This window comes from Actinomadura miaoliensis, assembly GCF_039536785.1.
GTDB lineage: Bacteria > Actinomycetota > Actinomycetes > Streptosporangiales > Streptosporangiaceae > Spirillospora > Spirillospora miaoliensis.
Genome location: NZ_BAAAZG010000016.1, coordinates 205479 through 230069, shown reverse-complemented (window position 1 = coordinate 230069; position 24591 = coordinate 205479). Strand labels below are relative to the sequence as shown.

General features: G+C 73.8%; 25 protein-coding genes. 11 read left to right on the top strand and 14 right to left on the bottom strand.

Annotated elements, in window-relative coordinates:
- Nucleotides 1-78: 78 nt before the first annotated feature.
- Together ABD811_RS13780 and ABD811_RS13775 are read right to left on the bottom strand one after the other, a co-directional pair.
- Nucleotides 79-693 carry an ATP-dependent Clp protease proteolytic subunit gene (locus ABD811_RS13780; protein ID WP_344946308.1) on the bottom strand — a complete coding sequence of 205 codons (615 nt, stop codon included), beginning with the start codon at nt 691-693 and terminating at the stop codon, nt 79-81.
- Nucleotides 693-1343, bottom strand: coding sequence for a ClpP family protease (locus tag ABD811_RS13775; RefSeq protein ID WP_425549404.1), 651 nt, complete (start codon nt 1341-1343; stop codon nt 693-695). The genes ABD811_RS13780 and ABD811_RS13775 overlap by 1 nt, the downstream gene beginning before the upstream one ends.
- Before the next feature lie 112 nt (nt 1344-1455).
- Between ABD811_RS13775 and ABD811_RS13770 the strand changes: the two genes are divergently transcribed.
- From ABD811_RS13770 to ABD811_RS13760, 3 genes are all read left to right on the top strand, one after another.
- A complete protein-coding gene (locus ABD811_RS13770; protein ID WP_344946305.1) occupies nt 1456-1749 on the top strand; it encodes a type II toxin-antitoxin system Phd/YefM family antitoxin in 294 nt (97 codons plus the stop codon).
- 307 nt (nt 1750-2056) lie between these two features.
- Entirely contained in the window at nt 2057-2299 is a 243-nt protein-coding gene (locus ABD811_RS13765) for a hypothetical protein (RefSeq protein ID WP_344946302.1), read from the top strand.
- A gap of 181 nt (nt 2300-2480) precedes the next feature.
- Nucleotides 2481-3383: a helix-turn-helix domain-containing protein gene (locus ABD811_RS13760; RefSeq protein ID WP_344946299.1), complete on the top strand. Its 903-nt coding sequence runs from the start codon at nt 2481-2483 to the stop codon at nt 3381-3383.
- A gap of 16 nt (nt 3384-3399) precedes the next feature.
- On the opposite strand, the gene ABD811_RS13755 is transcribed toward ABD811_RS13760, so the two are convergent.
- From ABD811_RS13755 to ABD811_RS13730, 6 genes are all read right to left on the bottom strand, one after another.
- Nucleotides 3400-4215: a glycerophosphodiester phosphodiesterase family protein gene (locus ABD811_RS13755; protein WP_344946296.1), complete on the bottom strand. Its 816-nt coding sequence runs from the start codon at nt 4213-4215 to the stop codon at nt 3400-3402.
- A gap of 68 nt (nt 4216-4283) precedes the next feature.
- Nucleotides 4284-4850 (bottom strand): TrmH family RNA methyltransferase, encoded by a 567-nt coding sequence (locus ABD811_RS13750; RefSeq protein WP_344946293.1) that lies wholly within the window; start codon nt 4848-4850, stop codon nt 4284-4286.
- A complete protein-coding gene (locus ABD811_RS13745; protein ID WP_344946290.1) occupies nt 4847-5464 on the bottom strand; it encodes a class I SAM-dependent methyltransferase in 618 nt (205 codons plus the stop codon). Before ABD811_RS13745 ends, ABD811_RS13750 begins: the two co-directional genes overlap by 4 nt.
- Nucleotides 5465-5579: 115 nt before the next feature.
- Entirely contained in the window at nt 5580-6530 is a 951-nt protein-coding gene (locus ABD811_RS13740) for a VWA domain-containing protein (RefSeq protein WP_344946287.1), read from the bottom strand.
- Nucleotides 6527-7399, bottom strand: a complete 873-nt coding sequence (locus ABD811_RS13735) for a DUF58 domain-containing protein (RefSeq protein WP_344946285.1) — start codon at nt 7397-7399, stop codon at nt 6527-6529. The genes ABD811_RS13740 and ABD811_RS13735 overlap by 4 nt, the downstream gene beginning before the upstream one ends.
- Before the next feature lie 226 nt (nt 7400-7625).
- Nucleotides 7626-8636 carry an AAA family ATPase gene (locus tag ABD811_RS13730; protein ID WP_344946282.1) on the bottom strand — a complete coding sequence of 337 codons (1011 nt, stop codon included), beginning with the start codon at nt 8634-8636 and terminating at the stop codon, nt 7626-7628.
- Between the two features lie 1009 nt (nt 8637-9645).
- Between ABD811_RS13730 and ABD811_RS13725 the strand changes: the two genes are divergently transcribed.
- Nucleotides 9646-10323, top strand: a complete 678-nt coding sequence (locus ABD811_RS13725) for a LysE family translocator (RefSeq protein ID WP_344946279.1) — start codon at nt 9646-9648, stop codon at nt 10321-10323.
- Between the two features lie 31 nt (nt 10324-10354).
- Here ABD811_RS13725 and ABD811_RS13720 read toward each other — a convergent pair whose 3' ends face one another.
- Nucleotides 10355-11587: an MFS transporter gene (locus tag ABD811_RS13720; RefSeq protein WP_344946276.1), complete on the bottom strand. Its 1233-nt coding sequence runs from the start codon at nt 11585-11587 to the stop codon at nt 10355-10357.
- Nucleotides 11588-11642: 55 nt separating this feature from the next.
- On the opposite strand from ABD811_RS13720, the gene ABD811_RS13715 reads away from it, so the two are divergent.
- On the top strand, nt 11643-12296 hold the full coding sequence (locus tag ABD811_RS13715) for a TetR/AcrR family transcriptional regulator (RefSeq protein ID WP_344946273.1): 654 nt from the start codon (nt 11643-11645) through the stop codon (nt 12294-12296).
- Between the two features lie 28 nt (nt 12297-12324).
- Here the strand turns inward: ABD811_RS13715 and ABD811_RS13710 are convergent, their stop codons facing one another.
- Nucleotides 12325-13272, bottom strand: a complete 948-nt coding sequence (locus ABD811_RS13710; protein WP_344946270.1) for a hypothetical protein — start codon at nt 13270-13272, stop codon at nt 12325-12327.
- A 173-nt stretch (nt 13273-13445) separates the two neighbouring features.
- Nucleotides 13446-14294, bottom strand: a complete 849-nt coding sequence (locus ABD811_RS13705) for a tyrosine-protein phosphatase (protein ID WP_344946267.1) — start codon at nt 14292-14294, stop codon at nt 13446-13448.
- A gap of 401 nt (nt 14295-14695) precedes the next feature.
- Between ABD811_RS13705 and ABD811_RS13700 the strand changes: the two genes are divergently transcribed.
- Nucleotides 14696-15817, top strand: a complete 1122-nt coding sequence (locus tag ABD811_RS13700; protein ID WP_344946264.1) for a fatty acid desaturase family protein — start codon at nt 14696-14698, stop codon at nt 15815-15817.
- Between the two features lie 104 nt (nt 15818-15921).
- On the top strand, nt 15922-16734 hold the full coding sequence (locus tag ABD811_RS13695; RefSeq protein WP_344946262.1) for an Fpg/Nei family DNA glycosylase: 813 nt from the start codon (nt 15922-15924) through the stop codon (nt 16732-16734).
- A 12-nt stretch (nt 16735-16746) separates the two neighbouring features.
- On the opposite strand, the gene ABD811_RS13690 is transcribed toward ABD811_RS13695, so the two are convergent.
- The 3 genes from ABD811_RS13690 to ABD811_RS13680 form a co-directional block, all read right to left on the bottom strand.
- Nucleotides 16747-17994 carry an isochorismate synthase gene (locus tag ABD811_RS13690; RefSeq protein WP_344946259.1) on the bottom strand — a complete coding sequence of 416 codons (1248 nt, stop codon included), beginning with the start codon at nt 17992-17994 and terminating at the stop codon, nt 16747-16749.
- Nucleotides 17995-18269: 275 nt separating this feature from the next.
- Nucleotides 18270-18866: a biotin transporter BioY gene (locus tag ABD811_RS13685; RefSeq protein ID WP_344946256.1), complete on the bottom strand. Its 597-nt coding sequence runs from the start codon at nt 18864-18866 to the stop codon at nt 18270-18272.
- A 161-nt stretch (nt 18867-19027) separates the two neighbouring features.
- Entirely contained in the window at nt 19028-19762 is a 735-nt protein-coding gene (locus ABD811_RS13680) for a spermine/spermidine synthase domain-containing protein (RefSeq protein WP_344946253.1), read from the bottom strand.
- A 103-nt stretch (nt 19763-19865) separates the two neighbouring features.
- Here ABD811_RS13680 and ABD811_RS13675 point away from each other — a divergent pair, with 103 nt between their 5' ends.
- The 4 genes from ABD811_RS13675 (at nt 19866) to ABD811_RS13660 (ending at nt 24547) form a co-directional block, all read left to right on the top strand.
- Nucleotides 19866-20876: a S1C family serine protease gene (locus tag ABD811_RS13675; RefSeq protein WP_344946250.1), complete on the top strand. Its 1011-nt coding sequence runs from the start codon at nt 19866-19868 to the stop codon at nt 20874-20876.
- A 321-nt stretch (nt 20877-21197) separates the two neighbouring features.
- Complete coding sequence (locus tag ABD811_RS13670; protein ID WP_344946249.1) at nt 21198-21845, top strand: hypothetical protein; 648 nt, start codon at nt 21198-21200, stop codon at nt 21843-21845.
- 336 nt (nt 21846-22181) lie between these two features.
- Nucleotides 22182-22844 (top strand): carbonic anhydrase, encoded by a 663-nt coding sequence (locus ABD811_RS13665; RefSeq protein WP_344946246.1) that lies wholly within the window; start codon nt 22182-22184, stop codon nt 22842-22844.
- Nucleotides 22845-22855: 11 nt separating this feature from the next.
- The gene (locus tag ABD811_RS13660; RefSeq protein ID WP_344946243.1) at nt 22856-24547 is read left to right on the top strand and encodes a SulP family inorganic anion transporter; all 1692 of its coding nucleotides are present in this window, start codon (nt 22856-22858) and stop codon (nt 24545-24547) included.
- Nucleotides 24548-24591 lie beyond the last annotated feature (44 nt).

Here is a 24591-nt window from a genome sequence, read left to right as displayed (position 1 = left end):
CCGTTCCAACCCTGCTCTTTCCGGCCCGCCGGGCCGCCCGGCAGAAACGTTCGGCCCGGCGGGCGCCCCCGCACCCGGCTAGCCGCGCGTGGTCAGCACATGATCGATCAGCCCGTACTCCAGCGCCTCGGCGGCGGTGAAGTACCGCTCCCGCTCGAGGTCCTCGCTCACCCGCGCCGGGTCCCGGCCGGTGGTCTCGGCCAGGATCGCCACCATCCGCTCCCACAGCCGGTTGATCTCCCGCGCCTGGATCTCCAGGTCGGTGGACTGCCCCCGGGACACCTCGATCGCCGGCTGGTGCAGCAGGACCCGCGAGCTGACCAGCGCCGCCCGCCGCCCCGGGGTCCCGGCGGCCAGCAGCACCGCGGCCGCCGACGCCGCCTGGCCCACGCAGGTGGTCTCCACCTCCGGGCGGATGTAGCGCATGGTGTCCAGCACCGCCATCATCGCCGTCAGGGAACCGCCGGGCGAGTTGATGTACAGGCTGATGGGACGGTCGGGGTCCATGCCCTCCAGCGCCAGCAGCTGCGCGGTGACGTCGTTGGCGGCGGTGTCGTCGACCGGCGTGCCCAGGAACACGATCCGGTCCTCGAACAGCTTGTTGTACGGACTCATCTCCTTGTAGCCGTACGTGGTGCGCTCGACGAACGAGGGGACCACGTACCGGCCTTCGGCCCGCGGGAAGCGCTCCATCACGCCCCCACCCGGTCGGTGCTGTCGACGACGTGGTCGATGATCCCGTACTCCAGGGCCTGCTCGGCGGTGAACCAGCGGTCCCGGTCGGAGTCGGCCTGGATGCGTTCCAGCGGCTGCCCGGTGTGCCGGGCGTGCAGCTCGGCCAGGATCCGCTTCAGGTAGAGCGACTGCTCGGCCTGGATCTTGATGTCGGACGCGGTGCCGCCGATCCCGCCGTGCGGCTGGTGCATCATCACCCGCGCGTGCCGCAGCGCGTACCGCTTGCCCGGGGCACCCGCGCACAGCAGCGTCTGGCCCATGGACGCCGCCATGCCCAGCGCGACAGTGGCCACGTCGTTGGGCACGAACTGCATCATGTCGTAGATCGCCATCCCGGCGTCCACCACGCCGCCGGGGGAGTTGATGTAGACGGTGATGTCGCGGTGCGGGTCCTGCGCCGCCAGCAGCAGCAGCTGGGCGCAGACCCGGTTGGCCAGGTCGTCGTCGATCTCCTTCCCGACGAACAGGATCCGCTGGTCGAGCAGCCTCTGCATCAGCTGCTCCTGCCCCAGCTGCCCCGGCACGTCCACCGCCGTGCGGCTCCTGCCCACGTACGTCGCCGGCCCGGACCGTGCCTCGCCGATGCCCTGCGTGAGCCGTCCGTGCATGAATCCTCCCGAAGATCATCTGTACGTACTGTACATTTCGGGGTCGAGCCTACGTCCGGGCCGCACGAGAGGACAGGGGAGTTCGCCGTAAGATGAACATGTGGAGAAGCCGGTGACGGAGGCACGCGCGGAGTTCGCCGACCTGGTGAACCGGGTCGCCTACTCCGGGGAGCGCATCGCGCTCACCCGGCGGGGAAAGGTCATGGCTGCCCTGGTGTCGGCCGAGGACCTCGAGCTGCTGGAGAGCCTGCGGGAGGGACGCCTCCACCTCCTCCAGACCGGCCCGTCCGGCGTGGAGGAGCGCCCGGAGCCGCAGTCCGCGCCTCAACCCCACCACGCCCCACTGCGCATCGCCGCCCAGTACCGTCCTCCCGGCGGTCCCCAACGCCCCGGCTTCACCCGCTGAGCCCCCCGCCCGGCCGACGACGGCTGAAAAGCACGGCCGCGGACCACCTCTGACGATCCACCTGGACGACCCGCAAGAACGCGGACGGCTCCCGCAGTCCACCGCCCCACCGCGACGGCGCCATCGGCGGGAGCGGGCTTTCCTGGCCGATCCGTCGTCCGCCACCCGCAAACGCAAACCCCCCGCCATCTCCTCCTGCCGCTAGGACGTGCGCGTAAGAGTGGGAGCGGAGATCGTGATCGCTCGACGCTCATGTACGTACGTGAGCGGGAGTGCTGCGCGGTGGCGGCGTCAGCGGACGGCGCTGTTGACGAGCCGTTCGAGCTGGGCGGCGACAACCATCGACGCCACCTTGCGCCTGGGGGTCTCCCACGCCCGCGCCCTGCTGCCCGACCTGCTGGACTTCGTCCACCGCACGGGCTTCCCCGCCGAACACGTCACCACCCTGACCGCCGACTGGGACGACGCCCCGGCCGCCTACACCGCCCGCACCACCAAACTCGTCCTGGCCCGAACCCCCCTGCCACCCACCCCAGACGGCGCGGCCTGACCAGAGCGTCCCGTCCCCTCATCAGCCTGGCCGAAGGGACGGAACGGGGATCAGGCTGCGAGGCCGAGGCCGAGGCGGCCGCGGCCCGAGTCATCGTCGCGTTCGCCGGAGCCGGTCCTACTACTGGCAGGGTCAGGCTCGTGGGCGCTGGTACGGGGGAGCGGCCGGGATAATGAGCGCTATGGACGATCGGGCTGGGGTAGAGGACGCGGTGGAGCCCGGTGGGCCGCCGATCGATCCGCGTGGCGAACTCGGGGAGTTCCTGCGCAGCCGCCGGGCCCGGGTGAGGCCGGGGGACGTCGGGCTTCCGTCCAGCGGGCGGTATCGGCGGGTGCCGGGGCTGCGCCGTGAGGAGCTGGCACAGCTCGCCGGGGTGTCGGTCGCCTATCTGACGCGTCTGGAGCAGGGCCGGGGGCACAACGTGTCCGCCGAGGTGCTCGACGCCATCGCGCGGGCCCTGCGGCTGACGGACGCCGAACACGCGCATCTGACGCATCTGGTGAAGTGCCAGCGCCGGAGGAGGGACGTGCCGCCTCCACGGGACCAGGTGCGTCCCGCGCTGCTGGACATGCTGACCTCCCTGGAGGGGGTGCCCGCGTACGTGACGGGCCGGCGCACGGACATCCTGGCCTGGAACGCGATGGCGGGGGCCGTGTTCGGCGACTGGGACCGGCTGCCGCCCCACGAGTGCAACTGGGCCCGGCTGGTGTTCCTGCGGTCCGACCAGCGGCGCCTGTTCGCGGACTGGGAGGCGATGGCGGCAGACGTCGTCGGTGCCCTGCGCCTGTACGCGGGGTGCCAACCGGACGATCCCGGACTGGCGGCGCTGGTGGGTGATCTGTCGGTGCGCAGCGCGGAGTTCCGCCGCCTGTGGGCGGGGCACGACGTCAAGGAGAACAGCCACGGTGTCCGGCGGCTGCGCCATCCGCTGGTGGGCGACCTCACCTTGTCGTTCGAGTCGTTCCGGCTGCCCGACGACGAGGAGCAGGTGGTGACCGTCTACCACGCCCCCGCGGGGTCCGCGGCGGCGGAGAGCCTGCGGCTGCTGGCCGGCTGGGGCGCGGACGCGGCCGTCACCGGTTAGCGGGGGCCGGCGGGCCTCAGTGGCCGTTGGGCGAGGCGGGGATGGGGCGCCAGTGGCCGCGGGCGGTCATGATGTCGCGCAGGGCGAGCAGGTCGTCGGTCATGATGCCGTCGACGCCCAGATCGAGGAGGCGTTCCATCTCGGCGGGGTGGTTGACGGTCCAGGCGTGGACCTGCAGGCCGAGCTCGTGGGCCTGGGCGACGAAGGACTCGGTGACGAACGGGACCGGCCCCAGCCCGTGGGGGACCTGGGCGCAGGCGATTCCGGTGGCGGCCAGGCGGACGAGCTTGGCGGTGGGGCCGCCGTAGGACTTGGCGCGCAGCGCCATGACGCCGCGGGGGCCGAGCGCCATGCACACGTCCTTGTCGGTGAACAGCGGCAGGCGGGCGCGCATCTGGGCCAGCCTGCGCGTGGAGAAGGAGGTGATGCAGATCCGGTCCCAGGCCTTGGTGCGGTGCAGGGCGCGGGCGAGGGGGCCGATGACGGGGGCGTCCTTGAGGTCGATGTTGAAGCGGGCCTCGGGGAAGGAGCCGAGCAGGTCGTCCAGGCGGGGGATGGGCTCGGTGCCGTGGATGCGGGCCTTGGCGACCTCGGCGTAGGGGAGGCGGGCGATGGTGCCGCGGCGGTCGGTGACGCGGTCGAGGGTGCGGTCGTGGAAGGCGACGACGACGCCGTCGGCGGTGGCGTGCGCGTCGGTCTCCAGGTAGCGGTAGCCGAGGTCGACGGCGCGCTGGAAGGCGGCCATGGAGTTCTCGGGACGGCCGGCGGCCCCGCCGCGGTGGGCGAAGGCGATGGGGCCGTCGTGGTCGAGGAATGCGTAGGTGCGCCGCACGTCCCGATTATCGCCGTCCGGCGCGGCCATACGCGATCTTCCCCGCCCCAGGGTGTCACCTTACTTTGTCAAGGCGTGGGGTCGTGGGCCCACTCCCGGCGACGCGCCTCGGCGAGGGCGATGGCCGTGGCGACGGCGACGTTGAGGGAGCCGACGCGGCCGATCTGGGGGATGTAGGCGACGGCGTCGGCGGCGGCCAGCAGGGCGGGGGAGCAGCCGTGGTCCTCGCCGCCCACGGCCAGGCACACGTCGCCGTCGAGCGGGGCCTCGTGCAGTGGCTGGGCGTCGCCGGTGAGTTCGATCGCGACCAGGCGCAGGCCCGCCTCGCGCACGGCGTCGGCGGCCTGGGCGGCGGTTCCCGCGTGCTCCCAGGGGACGAGCCGTTCGCTGCCCAGGGCGGTCTTGCCGACGGCGCGGTGGTCGGGTGTGGTGGCGTTGCCGGCCAGCCAGAGGTGCTCGACGCCGAAGGCGGCGGCGCTGCGCAGGATGGAGCCGAGGTTGAACGGCTGGGTGACCGACTCGACCAGCAGCCCCAGGCGCGCGTCGGTGCGGCGGCGCCAGTCGCGGTTGAGGCGTTTGACGTCGGTGGGGCGCAGTTGCCGGCGGGTGGGCGCGGCGGTCTGCGGCTTGCTCATGGGGCTTGACCTTCCTGCGTTCGGGCGGACACGGCGAGGACCCGGTAGGCGGAGCGGGAGGCGATCCGCTCGGTGGGGAAGCCCTGGTCGTTCAGCCAGCGCTGCAGGGAGTCCGAGCCGAGGTGCTTCTGGACGACCAGGTGGGCGCGGCCGCCGGGGGTGAGGCGGGGCAGCCAGGTGAGCAGCAGGTCGTGCAGGGCCTTCTTGCCGATGCGGATCGGCGGGTTGGACCAGATCGCGTCGTAGCGGAGCCCGGGGTCGATCTCGTCCGCCAAGCAGAACCTTACATTGTCAAGGCCCGCGCTTGTGGCGTTCTGCTCAGCCAGTTCCAAGGCCCGGCGATTCACATCCACGCCCCAAACATTCGCCTGGGGGGAACGGGTCGCCAGGGTGAGGGCGATGGGGCCGTAGCCGCAGCCCAGGTCCAGGTGGGTGCCGGTGGCCGGGGGAGGGGGGACGGTCTCCAGCAGGATGCGCGTGCCCGGGTCGACGCGGTCGGGTGAGAACATGCCGCTGTCGGTTTCGAGCCGCAGGTGCAGGTCGGGCAGGACGAGGTCGACGGTGCGGCGGCGGCTGGCCGCCTCGGGCCGCGAGGCGAAGTAGTGTTCCCCCACGTCGGCCGACCGTACCAGCGTCGCGGGCCTGCCGCGCGCGGCGGGCGTCACCGCCGGAGTCCGCAGGGGCGCCGGAGCCGCCGTGTCGGGCGGTCTCGAACGGGCCGGGTGGCGGTCAGGGCAGGCGGGAGAACCAGGCCAGGGACGTGCCGCCGGCCGCGAGGGCGAACAGCAGGGCGATGCCGGTGAAGCGGGCCGAGACGTCGCGGTGTTCGATCTTCCAGCCGAGCGAGCTGCCGATGTTGGCGTAGACCTCGGAGAGCTGGTCGGCGTCGGTGGCCTCGTAGGCCTTGCCCTCGGTGCTCTCGGCGAGCATGCGCAGGGTCTCCTTGTTGACCGAGACGCTGGTGGTCTCGCCTTCGATGTCGACGGTGCCGTAGGGGGTGCCGAAGGCGATGGTGGACACCGGGACGTGGGCGCCGCGGGAGGCGTCGATGGCCTCGGGGACGGTGCGGCCGGTGGTGTTGTCGCCGTCGGACAGCAGCACGATGTGGGCGGGCGGGGGGTCGCCCTGGCTGGCCTGGGCGTCGAAGGAGCGGACGGCCTGCAGGGAGGTGAAGACGGCTTCGCCGATGGCGGTGCGTTTGGCCAGGACGAGCTGGTCGATGGAGGCGATGGCGGCCTGGCGGTCGGTGGAGGGGGCGGCGACGAGGTTGGCGTTGCCGGCGAAGGAGACGACGCCGACGTTGAAGCGGCCGGGCAGGTCGCGGATGAACTTCTTGGCGGCGGCCTTGGCGGCCTCGAAGCGGGTGGGGGTGACGTCGCGGGCCATCATCGACAGGGAGACGTCGACGGCGACCATGACGGTGGCGCGGTCGCGGGGGACCTTGACGCCGGTGGCGGGGCGGGCGAAGCCGATCATCATCAGCAGGATCATGCTGAGGAAGAGGGTGGCGGCGACGTGGCGGCGCCAGCCGGGGCGGCGGGGGGCGACCTGGCTGAGCAGGGCGAGGTTGGTGAAGCGGACGGTGTGGCGGCGGCGGCGCAGCTGCATGAGCACGTAGGCGGCGGCGAGCAGCGGGACCAGGGCCAGCAGCCAGAGGCGTTCGGGTGACAGGAAGGTCATGGGCGCACCCCCTGGGCGGCGACGGCGCGTCCGGCGGCGCGGCGTTGGCGCAGCGCGAAGCGGGCGATGTCGGTGATCCAGTCGCGGTCGGTGCGGAGGATGAGGTGGTGGGCGCCGCAGCGGCGCAGGGCGTCGCGGGTGCGTTGGCGTTGGGCGGCGGCGGCCTGTGCGTAGCGTTGGCGGGTGCGGCGGTTGAGCACGATCTCGTGGACGGTTCCGGTTTCGGGGTCGGCCATTTCGACCAGGCCGACGTCGGGGAGGTCGAGTTCGCGGGGGTCGATGATCTCGACGGCGAGGACCTGGTGGCGGGCGGCGAGGCGGCGGAGGGGGCGTTCCCAGGTGGGGTGGGGGTTGTGGAGGGCGGGGTCGGTGGGGTCGAGGAAGTCGGAGACGACGACGCGTAGGCCGCGGCGGGTCTGGCCGCGGTGCAGGGCGGTGATGGCTTGGGCGAGGTCGGGTGTGGGGGTGTGGGGGTGGGTGTCGGCGGTGGGGGTGGGTGTGTCGAGGACGGCTTGCAGGAGGGTGTACATGGCGGCTTTGCCGGTGCGGGCGGGCCAGCGGCGGAGGCCGCCGGGGCCGAGGAGGTAGGCGCCGACGCGGTCGCCGAGGCGGACGGTGAGGAAGCCGACGGCGGCGAGGGCGGCGACGGCGAGGTCGCGTTTGAGGAGGGTGGTGGTGCCGAACTGCATGCTGGGGCTGAGGTCGGTGAGGGCCCAGACCTGCAGTTCGTGGTCGGCGATGAGGTCGCGGACGTGGGGTGTGGTGGTGCGGGCGGTGACGGCCCAGTCCATGTGGCGGACGTCGTCTTCGCCGGGTTGGTAGAGGCGGGCTTCGGCGAGTTCGGTGCCGGGGCCGGGGAGCAGGCCCATGTGTTCGCCGTGCAGGAGGCCGTCGAGGCGTCGGGTGACGGCGAGTTCGAGGCGGCGGAGGGTGCGTTCGGGGGCGAGGGCGGCGAGTTTGTCGGTGCGGCGTGGGCGGGCGGGGGTGTCGGCGGGTGGGTGGAAGGCAGGTTGGGGTGCNNNGGGCGGAAGGCAGGTCGCGCTGCCGGGGCGGCCTGGGGTGGGGTGCCCTGGTGGGGGCGGGGTGTGGGGGTGGTCATGCGCTCACCGCGGCGCCGTGGTTCCAGACGACGCGGGGTGGGGGGACGGCGGTGAGGATCTGTGCGACGACTTCGTTGGTGTCGACGCCGTCGGCGAGGGCGTCGAAGGTGAGGACGATGCGGTGGGCCATGACGTCGCGGGCGACGGCGCGGACGTCGTCGGGCAGGACGTAGTCGCGTCCGTTGATGAGGGCGAGGGCGCGGGCGGCGGCGACGAGGCCGAGGGTGGCGCGGGGGCTGGCGCCGATTTCGATGACCTGGCGTAGGTCGGGGAGGCGGTACTGGTCGGGTTCGCGGGTGGCCATGACGAGGCGGACGATGTAGTCGGCGACCAGTTCGTGGACGGAGACTTCGGCGGCGGCGCGTTGGAGGGCGGTGAGCTGGTCGGGGTCGAGGATGGGGGTGGCCTCGGGTGGGTCGACGCTCATGCGTTGGAGGATCTGCAGTTCTTCGTGGGCGCCGGGGTAGCGGACGTCGATCTTCATGAGGAAGCGGTCGCGCTGGGCTTCGGGGAGGGGGTAGACGCCTTCGGATTCGATGGGGTTCTGGGTGGCCAGGACGATGAAGGGTTGGGGGAGGGGGTAGGTGTTGCCGCCGAGGGAGACCTGGCGTTCGGCCATGACTTCCAGGAGGGCGGACTGGACTTTGGCGGGGGCGCGGTTGATTTCGTCGGCGAGGACGAAGTTGACGAAGACGGGGCCGAGTTCGACGTCGAACTGTTCGGTGGAGGGGTGGTAGATGCGGGTGCCGACGATGTCGGAGGGGACGAGGTCGGGGGTGAACTGGAGGCGGGCGAAGGTGCCGCCGACGACGCGGGCGAGGGTGGAGACGGCGAGGGTCTTGGCGACGCCGGGGACGCCTTCGAGGAGGCAGTGGCCTTTGGCGAGGAGGGCGACGACCATGCGCTCGACCATGTGGTCCTGGCCGACGATGACTTTTTTGACCTCGCTCACGGTTTGCTGGAGGAGGGTCGCGGCCTGGTCGGCATCGTGGGCGGCGATGGTCATTGGGCGTCCTCACTGTCCTCGGAGTGGTCCCGCGGGGAGCGGCCGGGCGCTCCTTTCGACCCTACGCGATCACGTTTGCGGGGGTGTGCGGGACGTGCGGGTGTGGTGGGGTCTGGTGGTGGGTGGGGGTTGTTAGTCTGGCGGCCATGTCGAGGCCGCTGCCATCGGAGGATCCTGTTCAGCTTGGGCCGTATCGGTTGTCGGCGCGGTTGGCGGAGTCGTCTGCGGGGATCGTGTATCTGGGTGTGGATGCCGAGGGGCGGCAGGCGAGTGTGGCGGTGTTGAATTGTGGGGCCGCGGGGGATGCGGCGGCTCGGGATCGTTTTCGTGCGGCGATCGAGGCTGCGTGGCAGGGGTCTGGGGTGGGGGTTGGTGAGGGGGAGGCGGCGCCGGTGGTGGCGGCGCAGCCGGATGGTTCGGCGCCGTGGGTGGCGACGCGGTATGACGCGGATCGTCCTGATCGTGTGGGGGCGGAGCGGTTTTTGGATTCGGTGTTGTTGCGGGGTTCTTTTGGTGGGCGGTGGAATGGGCGGCGTCGGGGTCCGCAGTTTCAGCCGTATTGGTTGGGGGCGGGGGAGCCGGCGTTGGGGGAGCCTCGGTTGCGGGGGCCGGTGGGGGTGTTGCCGGGGGCGGGGCGATCGGATCGGCCGTTGGTCGCGGCGATTGTGATGTTGGCGGCGGTGTTGCTGTTGTTGGGGTTGTTGATGTTGGTGTTGTTCGCGTGTCAGCCGAGGGTGAGTGAGCCGCCGGTGCCTCCGCCGGATCCGCCGTCGCCGTCGGTGTCGCCTCCGGTGGTGCCTCCCCCGACGCAGGCGCCGCGTCCGTCGCCGAGTCCGACGTCTCCGTCGCCTTCGCCGTCTTCGCCGTCGCCGGGGCCGACGGATGGTGGGGATGGGGAGGACGGCGGCCCGGTCTGACGGGTCTGTCTGACGCCTGGTCTTTGGGGGGTGTGGCCGCGGCCGGGGGAAATGCTGTTGCGGGGTGGGGGTGGTGTGGTGAGCATGGCGGGATGCTGGAGACGTTGGTGGCGTTCACGGGTGCCGCGATGTTGATCGCGATGGCGCCGGGGCCGAGCACGATTGTGATCATGCGTGTGGCGGTGCGGTCGGGGCGTCGTGCGGGGGTGGCGGCGGTGTTGGGGAATGAGGCGGGGGTGGTGTTGTGGGGGGTCGCGGCCGCCGTGGGGTTGTCGGCGCTGCTGGTGGCGTCGCGGCTGGTGTATGACGGATTGCGGATCGTGGGTGCGGTGGTGTTGGTGTGGTTCGGTGTGCGGGCGTTGTGGGAGGCGCGTCGTCGCCGGGGTGATGAGGGGGCTGGGGGCCGGGGCGAGGGTGCGGACGTGACCGTGTCGTCTGATGCGGTTGGGGGCGGGGATTCGCTGTGGCGGTGTTTCCGCCTGGGGTTGATCACCAATGTGGCGAATCCGAAGGCGGGGGTGTTCGCGGTTTCGTTCTTGCCGCAGTTCGTTCCGGTGTCGGTGCCGACGGGGTGGCCGGTGCTGGTGATGCTGGTGGGTTTGACGGTGGTGTGGGCGTTGGTCGACGTGGTCTGGTACGGGGCGGTGCTGTGGTTGGTGGGGGCGGCCAGGCGGGTGCTGGGGCGTGCCGGGGTGCGGCGGCGGTTGGAGCAGGTGTCGGGTGTGGTGTTGATCGGGTTGGGGGTGCGCCTGGCCGCCGAGACTCGTTGACCTGTGCCCCGGGTTGCTGGGGCGGAGGGTGTCAGCGGGTGAGGCGTCCGGCGAGGGCGAACAGGGCTTGGGCGGTGAGCATGCTGGTGGCGGCGGCGATGGGCAGGGCGGCGCCGCCGTGGGTGGCCAGGAGTGCGCCGCCGAGTGCTCCGCCGCCGGACACGCCGAGGTAGACGGCGCTGCTGTTGAGGGCGAGGGCTTGGGGGGCGGCGGGTCCGGCGAGGGTGAGCAGGCGGGCGGCGGTGGGTGGGGGTACCGCCCAGGCGGCCAGTGTCCACAGCAGCAGTGGGGGCAGGGCCAGGGCCAGGTGGGTGGGGCGGGTGTGCCAGCACAGCAGCAGCACGGCCATGGTGGTGATGAACAGGGCGCCGCTGAGCAGCAGGGCGGTGGAGGGGCCCCAGCGGTCGGTGGCGCGTCCGCCGAGTTGGCCTCCGGCGATGCCGGCCAGTCCGCAGACGGCGAACACCCAGCCGAGGGTGGTGGGGCCGGTGCCGGACATGTCGCGGAGGAACGGCGCCAGGTAGGTCAGGAACAGCATGTTGCCCAGGACGGAGGCGGTGGCGGCGGCCAGTCCGGTCAGCACGGCGGGGCGTGTCAGGGGGGACAGGCGTTCGGTGAGGGTGACGGTGGGTGCGGGTGGCGGGTCGGGGAGGGTGGCGCGGACCGCGGCGAGCGCGGCCAGCCCGAGGGTGCCGCCGAGGACGAAGGCGCCCTGCCAGCCGGTGGCGGCGGCGGCCCAGGTGCCCAGGGGGACGCCGAGGACGAAGGAGCCGGACAGGCCGGTCATGACGAGGGCGAGGTAGCGGCCTTGCCGGCCTTGGGGGGCCAGTTGCGCGGCGATGGCCAGGGCGGCGGGGACGACGGTGGCGGCGGCCAGGGCCGCGGCGACGCGCAGGGCGGTCAGCTGCCAGTAGGTGGTGACCAGTGGGGCGGCCAGGTTGGCGGCGGTGAACAGCAGCAGCGCGCCGGTGAGCAGGCGGCGGCGTGGCCAGGTGGCGGCCAGGACGGCCATGAGGGGTGAGGCCAGGGCGAAGGTGAGGGAGAAGGCGGTGACCAGCTGTCCGGCGGTGGCTTCGGTGACGTGCAGGTCGGTGGCGATGGCGGGCAGGACGCCGGCGATGACGTAGTCGTCGGTGGAGAAGGCGAAGGTGGTCAGGGTGAGGGCGAGCAGCCAGCCGGGTGGCAGCCGTGCCCGCAGGCGGCGGGCCGGTGGGCGGCCGGTGCGGGGGCGTGCTGGGGTGGCCGGGGTGGGGGTGGTGGGCATGGGTGGGCTCCTGGTGGGGACACCGAATTAACGTAACGACTGTTACCTTAATAGGGTGGGGGTCGACCACGCCACCCGGTCAGCCCCCGAGGAGCCCGAGGAGCACGCCATGGCCCGGCCCCGTGACCCGCGCCGCCGCGCCGAGCTGCTGGACGCCGTCGTCGCCTACCTGACCGACCACGGCCTGTCGACGCTGTCGATGCGGCCGCTGGCCCAGCACCTGGGCCACAGCACCCGCGTGCTCACCCACCACTTCGCCGACAAGCAGGACCTTCTGGGGCAGGTTCTGGCGCGGCTGGACGAGCAGCAGCGCGAGCGTCTGCGGGCGCTGCCCGGCTGGGACGGCGAGCGGTCCATGGGCGACATCGTGCGCGACACCTGGCGCTGGCAGCTGCGCGAGGACAACCTGCCGTTCATCCGCCTGGTGCACGAGATCGAGGGCCTGGCGGCGGGCGGGCGGCTGGCCGGGCAGGTGACCCGGCTGCTGGCCGACCGCGTGGAGTTCGTCGCCGAGTCGTTCCGCGTGCGCGGAGTCCCGGCCGACCTGGCCCGCCACTACGCCACCGTGCAGAACGCCGCGTTCGCCGGGCTGCAGCTGGACTTCCTCAACACCGGCGACCGGGAACGCGCCGAGGCGGGCGTCGAGTGGCTGGCCGAGCAGGCCGACCGGTGGATCGCCGAGGCCCGCGCCCGCACCGCCGCAGGCTGATCACCCCGGGCGGGTGCGGTGAGGGGTGTCAGAAGGCCGCGGACGACCCGGACGAACCTGCGGACCCCGTGGACCCGGTGGACCCGGCGGGATCGGCGGGGATCGCCAGCGTGCGGGTCGGCGGCGTGGGCGCCTCGGGCTGCGCCCTGAGCGTCGGCCGCGCCCGCAGGCACCGGCGCATCTCCTCGGCGTAGGGCAGCGCCCCCAACAGCAGCATCGCCCCCACCAGCGCCACGCGGGTGCGCGGGGACAGCGGGTCGCGGCGTTTGGCGCGGATCGCCCAGTCGGCCGAGCGGCCGCCGGTCACCAGCGCCCGCGCCTGGTCCCAGTGCAGCACCGCCAAGAACCCCGTGGCCATCAGCGGGACGATCTCCAGCAGGCTGTGCACGTGCTGCTCGGCCGGGGTGACGCGGCGGCGCTGCTCGGCGTAGGTGACGTCCCAGTACGCGGTGGCGGTGTGCGCGCCGTAGGCGGCGGCGCACCCGGCCAGCACCCCGGCGTTGACCTCGCAGAACAGGCCCAGTGTCACCGGCACGCCCGCCTCGGCCATCATCACCGCGTGGATGAGCGACTCGCGGGCGCCGGCGGTGTCCTCGATATGGGTGCGGCGGTGGGCGTACCAGTCGGCCAGTCCCGCGCCCAGCCACAGCGGCAGCACGCCGGCGATCAGCCAGCGGCGGGTGGCGGTCTCCACGCCCAGGCTGCGGCGCACGTCGCGGACGGTGACCGGACGGCGGGTCAGCAGGTCGGCCAGGGCGGAACGGTCCGGCGCCCGCAACGCCGCCCGCAGGGTCCGCGGCGGCCTGCGCCCCGGACCCCGCCCCGGACCCCGCCCCGGCAGGCGTGCCGTCAACCCCTCCGGCAGGCGTGCAGGCAGGCGTGCGGACAGCTGTGCGGGCAGGCGCGGCGGCTTGCGTGAAAGCCTGCGCGACGGCGTGACCCGGGCGGTCAGCGGCGGCTTGAGCGTCAGAGGCATCGAACGGCTCCTCCCATCGGCGGATGTCGAGCCGTCGCTACCCGCTCGCCGTCGCCGCTAACGAACGCCGGCCCGCGCCGCAGGCCGCGGCAAGGCCAGGCGTGCGGCCGGGCGGGGTGATCGGGGAGGGGGCCGGAAGGTCGTGAGGGGAGCCGTCAGAGCCGGGAACCCGGTCAGGTCAGCAGGCGGTCGCGCAGGGCGACGGTGTCGTCGCCGGTCCAGCCGTGCCGCGCCAGCCACTCCAGCGTCCCGCCGAACTCCTCGTCCACCCGCGCCAGGAACTTCTCCATGATCGACGCGTGCGGCCGGTGGCTGTCGGCGGGACGCGAGTCCAGGTCCGCGGCGTAGGTGTCGCTGGCCCGCAGCCGCGCCAGGATCACCTCCAGCCGTTCCCCGGTCATCGCGTAGTCGGCGACGATCGCCTCCCGCGTCACCTGCGCCACCTCCAGCGCCAGCGCGCACACCACGCCGGTGCGGTCCTTGCCCGCCGCGCAGTGCACCAGCGCCGCCCCGTCGGTGCGCGTCATCACCCGCAGCGCCGCCACGATGGAGTCGGCCCGGTCGCGCATGTAGCCCAGGTAGTGGGCGATGGAACGTTCGTGCTCGGGTCCGCCGTCGGCGCGGTTCTGCCAGGGCAGCACCTTGTCCAGGTCCACCGCGTCCGCCGCGTCCGCGGGGTCTCCGGTGCGGGGGGTCTGGCCGTCGGGGGTGTCGGCGGTGACGTCGGTGTACACGCCGCCTTCGGCGAACAGCGACAGGTGGTGCAGCCGCACCGACGGCACCCGCGTCAGCGGCCCTGGGCCCTCCAGGCGCACCTCGGCCTCGCTGCGCAGGTCGATCACGTTCTTCAGGGCGTGCTCGTCCAGCAGCACCCGCACGTCCTTCACCGACAGATCCTGCAGGTTGTCGGCGCGCAGCACCCGTCCCCGCCGTGTCGCGCGCCCGTCGAGCGTGGGGAGCCCGCCCAGGTCGCGGACGTTGACCGCACCGTCCAGTTCGATCCACCGAGTGCTCGCGTTCATGACTTACGACCCTATATGCCGCATGTGCTCCCAACGGTGGGCAGGGGGCGGCCGGCGTGCGGAGGTGCCCGCGGGACGGGGGAGACGCCCCGGGGAAAGCCCAGGGAGACCTCCAGGGGAGGATTGTCCCCCCTCGCAAGGGGGGCTGGCACCACCCCCGCAGGGGAGCGGGCCCCCGTGCGCCCCGCGCCGGGCGGCGGCAGGCTGACAGGTGCCGGTGATCACCCCGTACCTCAGGTGCAGGTCGGGCCGTCCCACCTCAGACCTGGGAGCCATACCGCGCTTGGCTCTGCGGCGGGGCGACCGTCCGGCACCCGCGCGCATAGCGTCGCCACCAGGTGATCACCACGGCGGACGACGCCGCGCACCCCGCTTTCCCATCCGCGAACCACGGAGGACTGATGCCCGCAGCCCTGCCCGCCACCGCCACCGCCGCCGCACCGGCCGGCTCAGGCGCGGACCACGCCGCCGGCGCCGCCGGCGCCGGTGGCTCGTCCGGCAGCGACTTCGCGCCGCTGGCCCGCAAGGTCCGCGCCAGCGGCCTGCTGGACCGCCGCACCGGCTACTACGTGCGCGACATCGTGATCACCCTCGGCGGCACCGCCCTGACGTGGGCGGCGGTGGCCTGGGCGGGCTCGTCGTGGTGGGTGCTGGCGCTGGCGGTGCCGCTGGCGGTGCTGTCGACCCGCACCGCCTTCCTCGGCCACGACGCCGGGCACCACCAGATCACCCGCACCGCCCGCTCCGGCTGGTGGCTGGGACTGCTGCTGGGCAACCTGCTGCTGGGCATGGGCCAGTCCTGGTGGAACGACAAGCACAACCGCCACCACGCCAACCCCAACCACGTCGGCAAGGACCCCGACGTCGGCGAAGGCGTCCTGGTGTGGACGGCCGAGCAGGCCGAGCGGCGCCGCGGCGCCTGGGCATGGCTGGCCCGCCACCAGGCCGGCGCGTTCTTCCCCCTGCTGCTGCTGGAAGGCTTCAACCTGAAGATCAGCAGCGTCCTGCACCTGCGCTCCCGCCCCGGCGACCGGCGCGGCGGGCAGACCGGCTGGCGGGACGGGCGCGGCGGGCGGCTCCTGGAGGCCGGGGTGCTGGCCGCGCACCTGGCCGGCTACCTGGCCCTGGTGTTCAGCCTCATGTCCCCCGGCAAGGCGGTGGCGTTCATCTTCATCCACCACGCGCTGTTCGGCCTGCACCTGGGCTGCGTGTTCGCCCCCAACCACAAGGGCATGGCCATGCCCGGCCCCGGCCAGCGCTGGGGCCACCTGCGCCGCCAGGTGCTCACCTCCCGCAACGTGCGCGGCGGCCTGCTCACCGACTGGCTGATGGGCGGCCTGAACTACCAGATCGAACACCACCTGTTCCCCAGCGCCCCCCGCCCCAGCCTGCGCCGCCTGCAGCCCCTGGTCCGCGCGCACTGCGCCCAGGTCGGCCTGCCCTACACCGAGACCGGCCTCGTCGACTCCTACCGGCAGGCGCTGCGCCACATGCACGACGTCGGCGCCGCCACCCGCGGCTGACCCACCGCGCGGCGTCCCCGCACGGACGCATCGGCCGTGCCCCAGCCGGGGCGCGGCCGATTCGGGCACGGCGGAGATCACCGCCCGCCTATGCTGGGCGCGCTATGCCCGAAGGACACACCATCCACCGCCTGGCCGCCGAACACCGCAACCGGTTCGGCGGCCGGCCCGTGCGCGCCCACAGCCCCCAGGGACGCTTCGCCGACGGCGCCCGCCTCATCGACGGCCACGTCCTCGACCACGCCGACGCCCACGGCAAACACCTGCTGCTGCACTTCGCTCACGACCGCGTCCTGCACGTGCACCTGGGCATCTACGGCAAGTACACCTTCGGGCCCCTGCCCGCCCCAGCCCCCGTCGGGCAGGTCCGGCTGCGCCTGACCGGAACCGGCGACCACGCCGACCTGCGCGGCCCCAACGCCTGCGAACTGCTCGACGCCCCCCAGGTGAAACTGCTGCGCGACCGCCTGGGCCCCGACCCGCTGCGCGCCGACGCCGACCCCGACCGGGCCTGGCGCCGCATCACCCGCAGCCGCGCCCCCATCGCCCAGCTGCTGATGGACCAGTCGGTGGTCGCCGGACCCGGCAACATCTACCGCGCCGAAGTGCTGTTCCGCGGCAACGTCCACCCCGACCTGCCCGGACGCGCCCTCACCCGCCCCCAGTGGCAGGCCCTGTGGGACGACCTGGTGCTGCTGATGAACGACGGCGTGCGCACCGGCCGCATCGACACCGTCCGCCCCGAGCACACCCCCGAGGCGATGGGCCGTCCCCCGCGCGTCGACGACCACGGCGGCGAGGTCTACGTCTACCGCCGCACCGGCCAGCCCTGCCTGATCTGTGGCACCGCCATCAGCGCCCGCACCCTGGCCGGACGCAACCTGTTCTGGTGCCCCACCTGCCAACCCGCCAGCTGAACCCCTCCGGGGTCAGCCTTCCAGGGCGTACCGCATGACGCGGAACTTGCTCTGCGCCTCGGCCAGCTCCGCCGCCGGATCCGAATCGGCCACGATCCCGCACCCGGCGAACAGCCGTGCCCGCGTGCCGTCCAGCTCCGCGCACCGCAACGCGATGCCCCACTCGCCGTCACCGCGGGCGTCCACCCACCCCACCGGGCCCGCGTAACGGCCCCGGTCCATGCCCTCCAGCCGCCCGATCAGCTCCAGGGCACGGTCGGTGGGCGTCCCGCACACCGCGGGCGTGGGATGCAACGCCTCCACCACGTCCAGCACCGACCGCTCACCGTGCAGACGCCCCAGCACCGGCGACGCCAGATGCATCACGTTCGGCAGCGTCAGCACCCGCGGGTCGTCCGGCACGCTCAGCTCGGCGCACAACGGCGCCAGCGCCTCCCGCACCATCCGCGCCGCGTAGGCGTGCTCCTCACGGTCCTTGGCCGAGGCCACCAGGCGCGCCGCGCGCTCGGCGTCCTCATCCGGATCCGCGCCGCGCGCCGTCGTGCCCGCCAGCACCAGCGACTCCACCTCGTCACCCGTCCGGCGGATCAGCAGCTCCGGCGTCGCGCCCACCAGCCCCCCGCACGCGAAGGTGTAGCAGGCGGGGAACCGCTCGGCCAGCCGCGCCAGCAGCACCCGCGCGTCGATCGGCTCGTCCGCCTGCGCGAACAGGTCGCGGGCCAGCACCACCTTGCCCAGCCGCCCGGCGCGGATGTCCCGCACCGCCGCGGCCACCGCACGCTCCCACCGCGGCGCGCTCAGCGCGCCGTCGCTCCAGCTCAGCCGGGACGGCGCCGTCAGCGGGTCGGCCGACTCCACCGGGCGCGCCACCGGGCCCGACGCCTCACCGATCGTGGTCAGCCACGCCCGCCCGCCGCGCCGCCCCACCACGCGCCGCGGCACGATCAGCACCGAGTCGCCCGAGTCCGGGTCGAACGCGAAACTGCCGAACGCCACCGGCCCCGACCCCGGCACGCCCAGCGGGTCGTCCACCCGCGCCCCGCCGAACAGCTCGGCCAGCAGGTCCTGCACCGCGGTGAACCGGTCCGGCCCCGCCGGGACCGACAGCCGCGCCGCCTCCCCCCAGCCCACCAGGCCCTCGCCGTGCCGGACCCACGCCAGCGCGGACGGATGCGGAAGACAACTGATCAAATCGCCCGGATCGTCGATCTCGACGGTGCGCACGTCGAGACGGTCCGGCGCGGACACGGCGAGCCTCACGCCGCCCACTGTACGGCAGATTTGAACCCGTTCAAACAGGGGCGACCGGTGGTCGTTCTGAGGCGTACGCCACACGCCCGGCCCCGCACCCGTGCCCCGGACAGGTACCCGCAGGCCACCGCCGGACCCGCCGCCAATCCCATCACCAGGCAAGGCCCCCGGACAGGCGACCGCCCGCCCCGGGCGGCACCCGGGACGGGCGGATCGGCCCGGCGCACCGAACGAACCGTGCAGGATCGGACGGGCCAGGCGGAGTCAGGCAGGGGCAGGCAGGGTCAGGCGGAGCCGTCGCGGCGGGTGCCCGCCAGCCGCCACGCCGCCGGCAGCAGCCCCGCCGCCAGCAGCACCTTCAGCGCGTCCCCGACCAGGAACGGGGCGACGCCCAGCTCCAGCGCCCGGCCCAGGTCCACGCCCAGCGCGGCCATCAGGTACGGCACGCCCGCCGCGTACATGATCACGGTGCCGGCCAGCATGGTGCCGACCGTGCGGACCGGGGTGCGGTCACCGCCGCGCTCGGCCAGCCGGCCCACCACGGCCGCGGCCACGACGAACCCCAGCACGTACCCCAGCGACGGCGACCCGGTACCCGAGGCGCCCTCGGCGAACCACGGCATCCCGGCCAGACCCGCCGCCAGGTACACCACCATCCCCAGCGCCGCGCGCCCCCAGCCCAGCGCCGCCCCGGCCAGCAGCACGGCGAACGTCTGCCCGCTGACCGGCACCGGCGTCCCCGGGATCGGCACGGCGACCTGCGCGGCGACACCGACCAGCGCCGCCGAGCCGACCACCAGCGCCGCGTCCCGTGCCAGCGAACCGGGCAGCAGATCACCCAGGACGGCCGCACGCCGCCGGGCCACATGAGCGGTAGCCACAGAACCTCCCTCGCTTAACGACAGCCCGAAACCTAGCGAACCGGGCACGAGGTGGTGGATCCGGCACCCCTACAGAATCCACCCCCGGATTCTTGTCGCCTCCCGCCACACCACCCGCCGCGCCGTCTGCGGGCGGCCGTCGCCCCCCCGGGGCGCGTCGGCTATACGCCGGCGGGGGCGGCCTCGCGCGGGCCGCGCGCGAGATAGATCACATCGGGTTCGCCGCGCGGCACCGGCACCCGCCGCACCCGCACGTCGGCGAAACGCCCGCGCAGCAGCTCCTCGAACGCCGGAGCGGCGGCCGCGCTCCACACCGCCAGCACCCCGCGCCGCGACATCCGCGCGGCCACCAGATCCAGCCCCGCCGCCCCGTACAGGCGCGCGTTGGACGCGGTGACCGTCCAGTCCGGCCCGTTGTCGATGTCCAGGCACACCGCGTCGAACACCCCGTGGCCCGCCTCGTCGCCCGCCGCTTCGGGCTCCCGGCCGGGGGAGGGGGCCAGCCATTCCAGCAGGTCGGTGCAGTGCACCCGAACCCGCGGATCATCCAGCGCCCCCGCCGAGCAGTGACGCAGATGCGTGCGGTGCCAGGCGATGACCGCGGGTTCCTTCTCCACCACCGTCACCGCGGCCACCTGCGGCAGCGTCACCGCCTCGGCCAGGGAGAACCCCACGCCCAGCCCGCCCACCAGCACCCGCGCCGGCGGGTCCAGATCCGCCACCGCCGCGCGTACCAGCAGCCGCTCGGACCGCCCGTCCCGGGTGTCCATCAGGAACACCCCGTTGCTGATGATCTCGTGGTGCTCGCCGCACCTGCGCAGCACCAGCTCGCCGTCCCCGCCCCGTGCGCGTTCGACGACGACGGGCCGTTCCTGCTCACGCGCCAACCCCCGCATGCCCCGAGCCTAGGTGATCTTCCGGACGGCCCGCACCCACGGCCGGGAACAGGCCACCGACAACCGGTGTTGCCGTGTAACGATGTAATCAGCGGGAGGTGTCATGGTCTCCGAACCCAGCCCCCACCCCGGCCCCGACCGCCCCGACGGTCCTGACGGTCCCGGCGGACTCGGCCCGCGTGACGAGGGGCCCCTGGACGCCTACTCCCGCGTCGTGTCCGCCGTGGCGCGCGACCTGACCCCGCGCGTGGCCGGCCTGCACGTGCGCCACCACGGCCGCGACGGCGCCGGATCGGCCGTGACCTTCACCTCCGACGGATTCCTGCTCACCAACGCCCACGTCGTCGGCGGCGCCCGCGGCGGCCAGGCCGCCTTCGCCGACGGCACCACCACCTCCTTCACCGTCGTGGGCACCGACCCGCTGTCCGACCTGGCCGTCGTCCGCGCCGACGGCGACACCCCCGGCCCGGTCACCCTCGGCGACAGTGACGACCTGGTCGTCGGGCAGCTCGTCGTCGCCGTCGGCAACCCCCTCGGCCTGGCCGGATCGGTCACCGCCGGCGTCGTCAGCGGCCTCGGCCGGTCCCTGCCCGCCCGCAGCGGCAGCGCCGTGCGCATGATCGAGGACGTCATCCAGACCGACGCCGCCCTCAACCCCGGCAACTCCGGCGGCGCCCTGGCCGACTCCACCGGACGCGTCGTCGGCGTCAACACCGCCGTCGCCGGGATCGGCCTCGGCCTGGCCGTGCCGATCAACACCACCACCCGCCGCATCATCGGCGCGCTCATGCGCGACGGCCGCGTCCGCCGCGCCTACCTGGGCGTCGTGGCCGCACCCGTCCCCGTCCCGGCCGCGCTGCGCCCGCGCCTGGCGCAGCGGCAGGCCGTGCGCATCGCCGAGGTCGTGCCCGCCAGCCCCGCCGCCCGCGCCGGGCTGCGCGCCGGCGACCTGGTCCTGACCGCCGGCGGCGCCCCCGTCACCCACGCCCAGGGCCTGCAGCGGCTCATGTTCGCCGAGGCGATCGGCCGCCCCCTGCCCATCACCGTCCTGCGCAACGGCGCCCTCGTCGACGTCATCGCCGAACCCGTCGAACTGCGCGCCGAACCCGCCTGACACGCCGCCCGGACCTGACCCGCCGGCCTGAATTCGCTGGCCCCGCCGACACGGCCCGCACCGGCCGCGCCGGCGCGCCGACCCGCCGCCGACCACCCCCGCACGGGCGGTGACCTGCGCGTTCCGCCACCCCGGGCCGCAAGAGGCGACCGGAGTCCGACATGTGATTTCCGACATGTTTAACACGGCGATAACCTCACACGGGCGACGCTGCCTTATCGTCACCATCAGATCACTGTTCGGAACCGGTCCACGCGACCGGACGCACCATGCCGACATCCGGGGACCACACCCGGGGCCGACACGATGAGGGGGCCGGCGGTGACACTGGCGCGAACGCTCACACGGGCGTCGGCCGTGCTGTCATGCCTGCTGGCCGTGCTCATGGTGCTCATCGCGGGCCTGTCCCCGCACGCCACCGCCTCCGCCCACCCCGCCACCCACACCCGCGCCGACACCGCGCACGCCGCCCCGCGCGCAACCGACACCCGCATCACCGACACCCGGGCGAGCGACACACAGGCAAGCGACACACAGGCAAGCGACACACAGGCAAGCGACACACAGGCAAGCGACACACAGGCAAGCGACACACAGGCAAGCGACACACAGGCAAGCGACACGCGCGTCCAGGAACGCGTCACCGCATCCGCGCCGAGCCGGAAAGCCCCCAGCGCCGCCGCCAAACCCGCCGGCACTGCCGCCATGGCCGAACGGGTCGGCGCAGGGCAGTCCTGCCAGAACCACGAACCCGTCCAGGGCCCGCTGCACGTCTCCCACCTGAGACTTCGCGGCATCGCCACCGACAACCGCCCCCTGCACGGCCCCGACTGCGTCCTCGTGCCCCACCTGGACGGCAACCTCACACTGACCGTCCACCGGCCGCACGGCTTCGACGCCCGGCCCCGCTGCCTCACCCGCAGAACAGCCGCACAGACCTCCACGCTGCTGCAGGTGTTCCGCTGCTGACAGGCCTCACCGGCGGCCCCACCGCCGTGGGACCGACCCACCCGGCACCCGTGCGGTGACACCATCCCTCACCGCCCACACCTTCGCCCACCAGGAACCGCGACCGGGCACCGCCCGCGCGGCGTGACCCGCCGCGCACCGGCCACCCGGCCCGCGACCCGCGCGTAGGTGATCGCCGCCGGCCGCATCACGTTGCACACGCACACGCCCGCCCACACGAACCTGCACGTGGGCCGCCGCCGCGTGCGCACCGTTCGTCACGCCAATGTTCACCGACCGTTGCTCCATCGATGGCGCACGCCCGCAGACGGGCGGCGCACCTTGGAGGTCCTTCGCATGCGCTCCCTGATCGAACACGCCCGCGCCTTCCCCGCCCGCGCCGACGCCGACGGCTGCCACCTGGCACCCCTGGCGGCGGGCCAGTCCCCGCAGGCGCTGTTCATCACCTGCTCCGACTCACGGGTCATCCCGTCGCTGATCTGCCGCGCCCAGCCCGGCGAACTGTTCGAGCTGCGCACCGCCGGCAACATCGTCCCCGCCTACAGCCTCGACCGGCCCACCGGCGAGGCCGCCACCATCGAGTTCGCCGTCCAGGTCCTCGGAGTCGCCGACATCGTGGTGTGCGGGCACTCCCACTGCGGCGCCGTCGGCGCCCTGGTCCGCGGCGACGACCTGACCACCGTCCCGGCCCTGGCCCGCTGGCTCGCCGACACCACCGCCAAGGACACCGGCGACCACGCACCGGACGCGCCACAGCAGACCCGGCACCAGCACACGAGGCAGCCCACGAGGCAGCAGGCAGGTGAGGACGCCGAGGCCGTCCTCACCGCCGCCGTGCAACGCCACGTCCTGGCCCAGCTGGACCGCCTGCGCGGCTACCCCGCCGTCCGCGCACGCCTCGCCGACGGCACCCTTGCCCTGCACGGCTGGTACTACCAGGTCCACACCGGAACCGTGCACGCCCACCGCCCCTCCGACGGCACCTTCGCACCGCTGTGAAGGAGAAGCCAGTGACCGACAACCGCACCGCCACCCACCACGTGAACCACACCCACTCCGGCACCCGCGCCGACACCGCCGCCGGTGCCCGTGACAACGCCGCCGCGACCGCGACCGCCACCGCCGCCGGCCCCAAAGGAGACTCCGGCGGAGGGCGACCCGGCGGGCGACCCGGCGGGCGACTCGGCGGGCGACTCGGCGGGCGACTCGGCGGGCGCATCGCAGGGCGCGCCGCCGTGCTGCGCCACGACCTGCCCGCCTCCCTGGTGGTGTTCCTGGTCGCCGTGCCGCTGTGCGTCGGCGTGGCCGTCGCCTCCGGCGTCCCCGCCGAACTCGGCCTGATCACCGGCATCGTCGGCGGCCTGGTCGCCGGGCTGCTGCCCGGCAGCAGCCTGCAGGTCTCCGGCCCCGCCGCCGGACTGACCGTCCTGGTGTACGAGGCCGTCCAGCAGTTCGGCCTGCGGGCCCTGGGCGTGATCGTGCTGGCCGCCGGGCTGCTGCAGATCCTGCTGGGCGCGCTGCGCCTGGGCCGCTGGTTCCGCGCGATCTCCGTCGCCGTCGTCGAGGGCATGCTCGCCGGCATCGGCCTGACCATCATCGCCGGGCAGCTGTACGCGATGGCCGACACCCCCGCCCCCGACTCCGGCCCCGCCAAGATCGCCGGACTGCCGGGGCTGGCCGCCGGCGCCCTGACCACGCCCGGCGCGCTGGCCGCGCTGGGCGTGGGCGCCGGCACCATCGCCGTGCTGGCCGGCTGGCGGCGGCTGCCCGGCCCGGTGCGCGCCGTGCCCGGACCGCTGGCCGCCGTCGCGCTGGCCACCGCCGCCGTGGCCGTGTTCGACCTGCCGGTCGACCGGCTGCGGGTGCAGGGACTGGTGGAGGCGATCCAGCCGCCCGGCCTGGCCGAACTGTCCCGGCTGGCCGACGTGGCCGTGCTGGGCACCGTCGTGGCGTTCACGCTGATCTGCTCGGCCGAGAGCCTGTTCAGCGCGGCCGCCGTCGACCGCATGCACGACGGCCCCCGCACCGACTACGACAGGGAACTGGTCGCCCAGGGGACCGGCAACGCCGTGTGCGGCGCGCTGGGCGCCCTGCCGATGACCGCGGTGATCGTGCGCAGCTCCGCCAACGTCCAGGCCGGGGCCCGCACCAAGGCCTCCCGCGTCCTGCACGGCGTATGGCTGCTGGTGTTCGCCGCCGCCTTCCCCGCCGTCCTGCAGGCCATCCCCCTGGCCGCGCTGGCCGGGGTGCTGGTGCACGCCGGCTGGAAGCTGATGCCGCTGGCGCAGATGCCGCGGCTGTGGCGCGAGCACCGCGGCGAGGCGGTGATCCTGGTGTGCACCGCCGTCGCCGTGGTCGCCCTCAACCTGTTCGAGGGCGTGCTGCTGGGACTGCTGCTGGCCGTGCTCAAGACCGCCTGGGAGACCTCCCACGTGCACCTGGACGTCGACGACGACGGCACCGGCCCCATCCGCGTCCGCCTCACCGGCAACGCGACCTTCCTGCGGCTGCCGAAGATGCTCGACACCCTGGAGGGCCTGCCGCACGACCGGCGGATCGAACTGGACCTGTCGGGCCTGCGGCACTTGGACCACGCCTGCCGCACCGCCCTGCTGAACTGGGCGGAGACCAGCCGTGACACCGAGGGCGCCACGTCCGGCACCCGCGGCGTGGAACTGGTCGGCGCCCACCCCGACCGGTAGCCCCGCCGCACCTCCAGCCGCAGCCCCCGAGGGGCGCGCCCGTC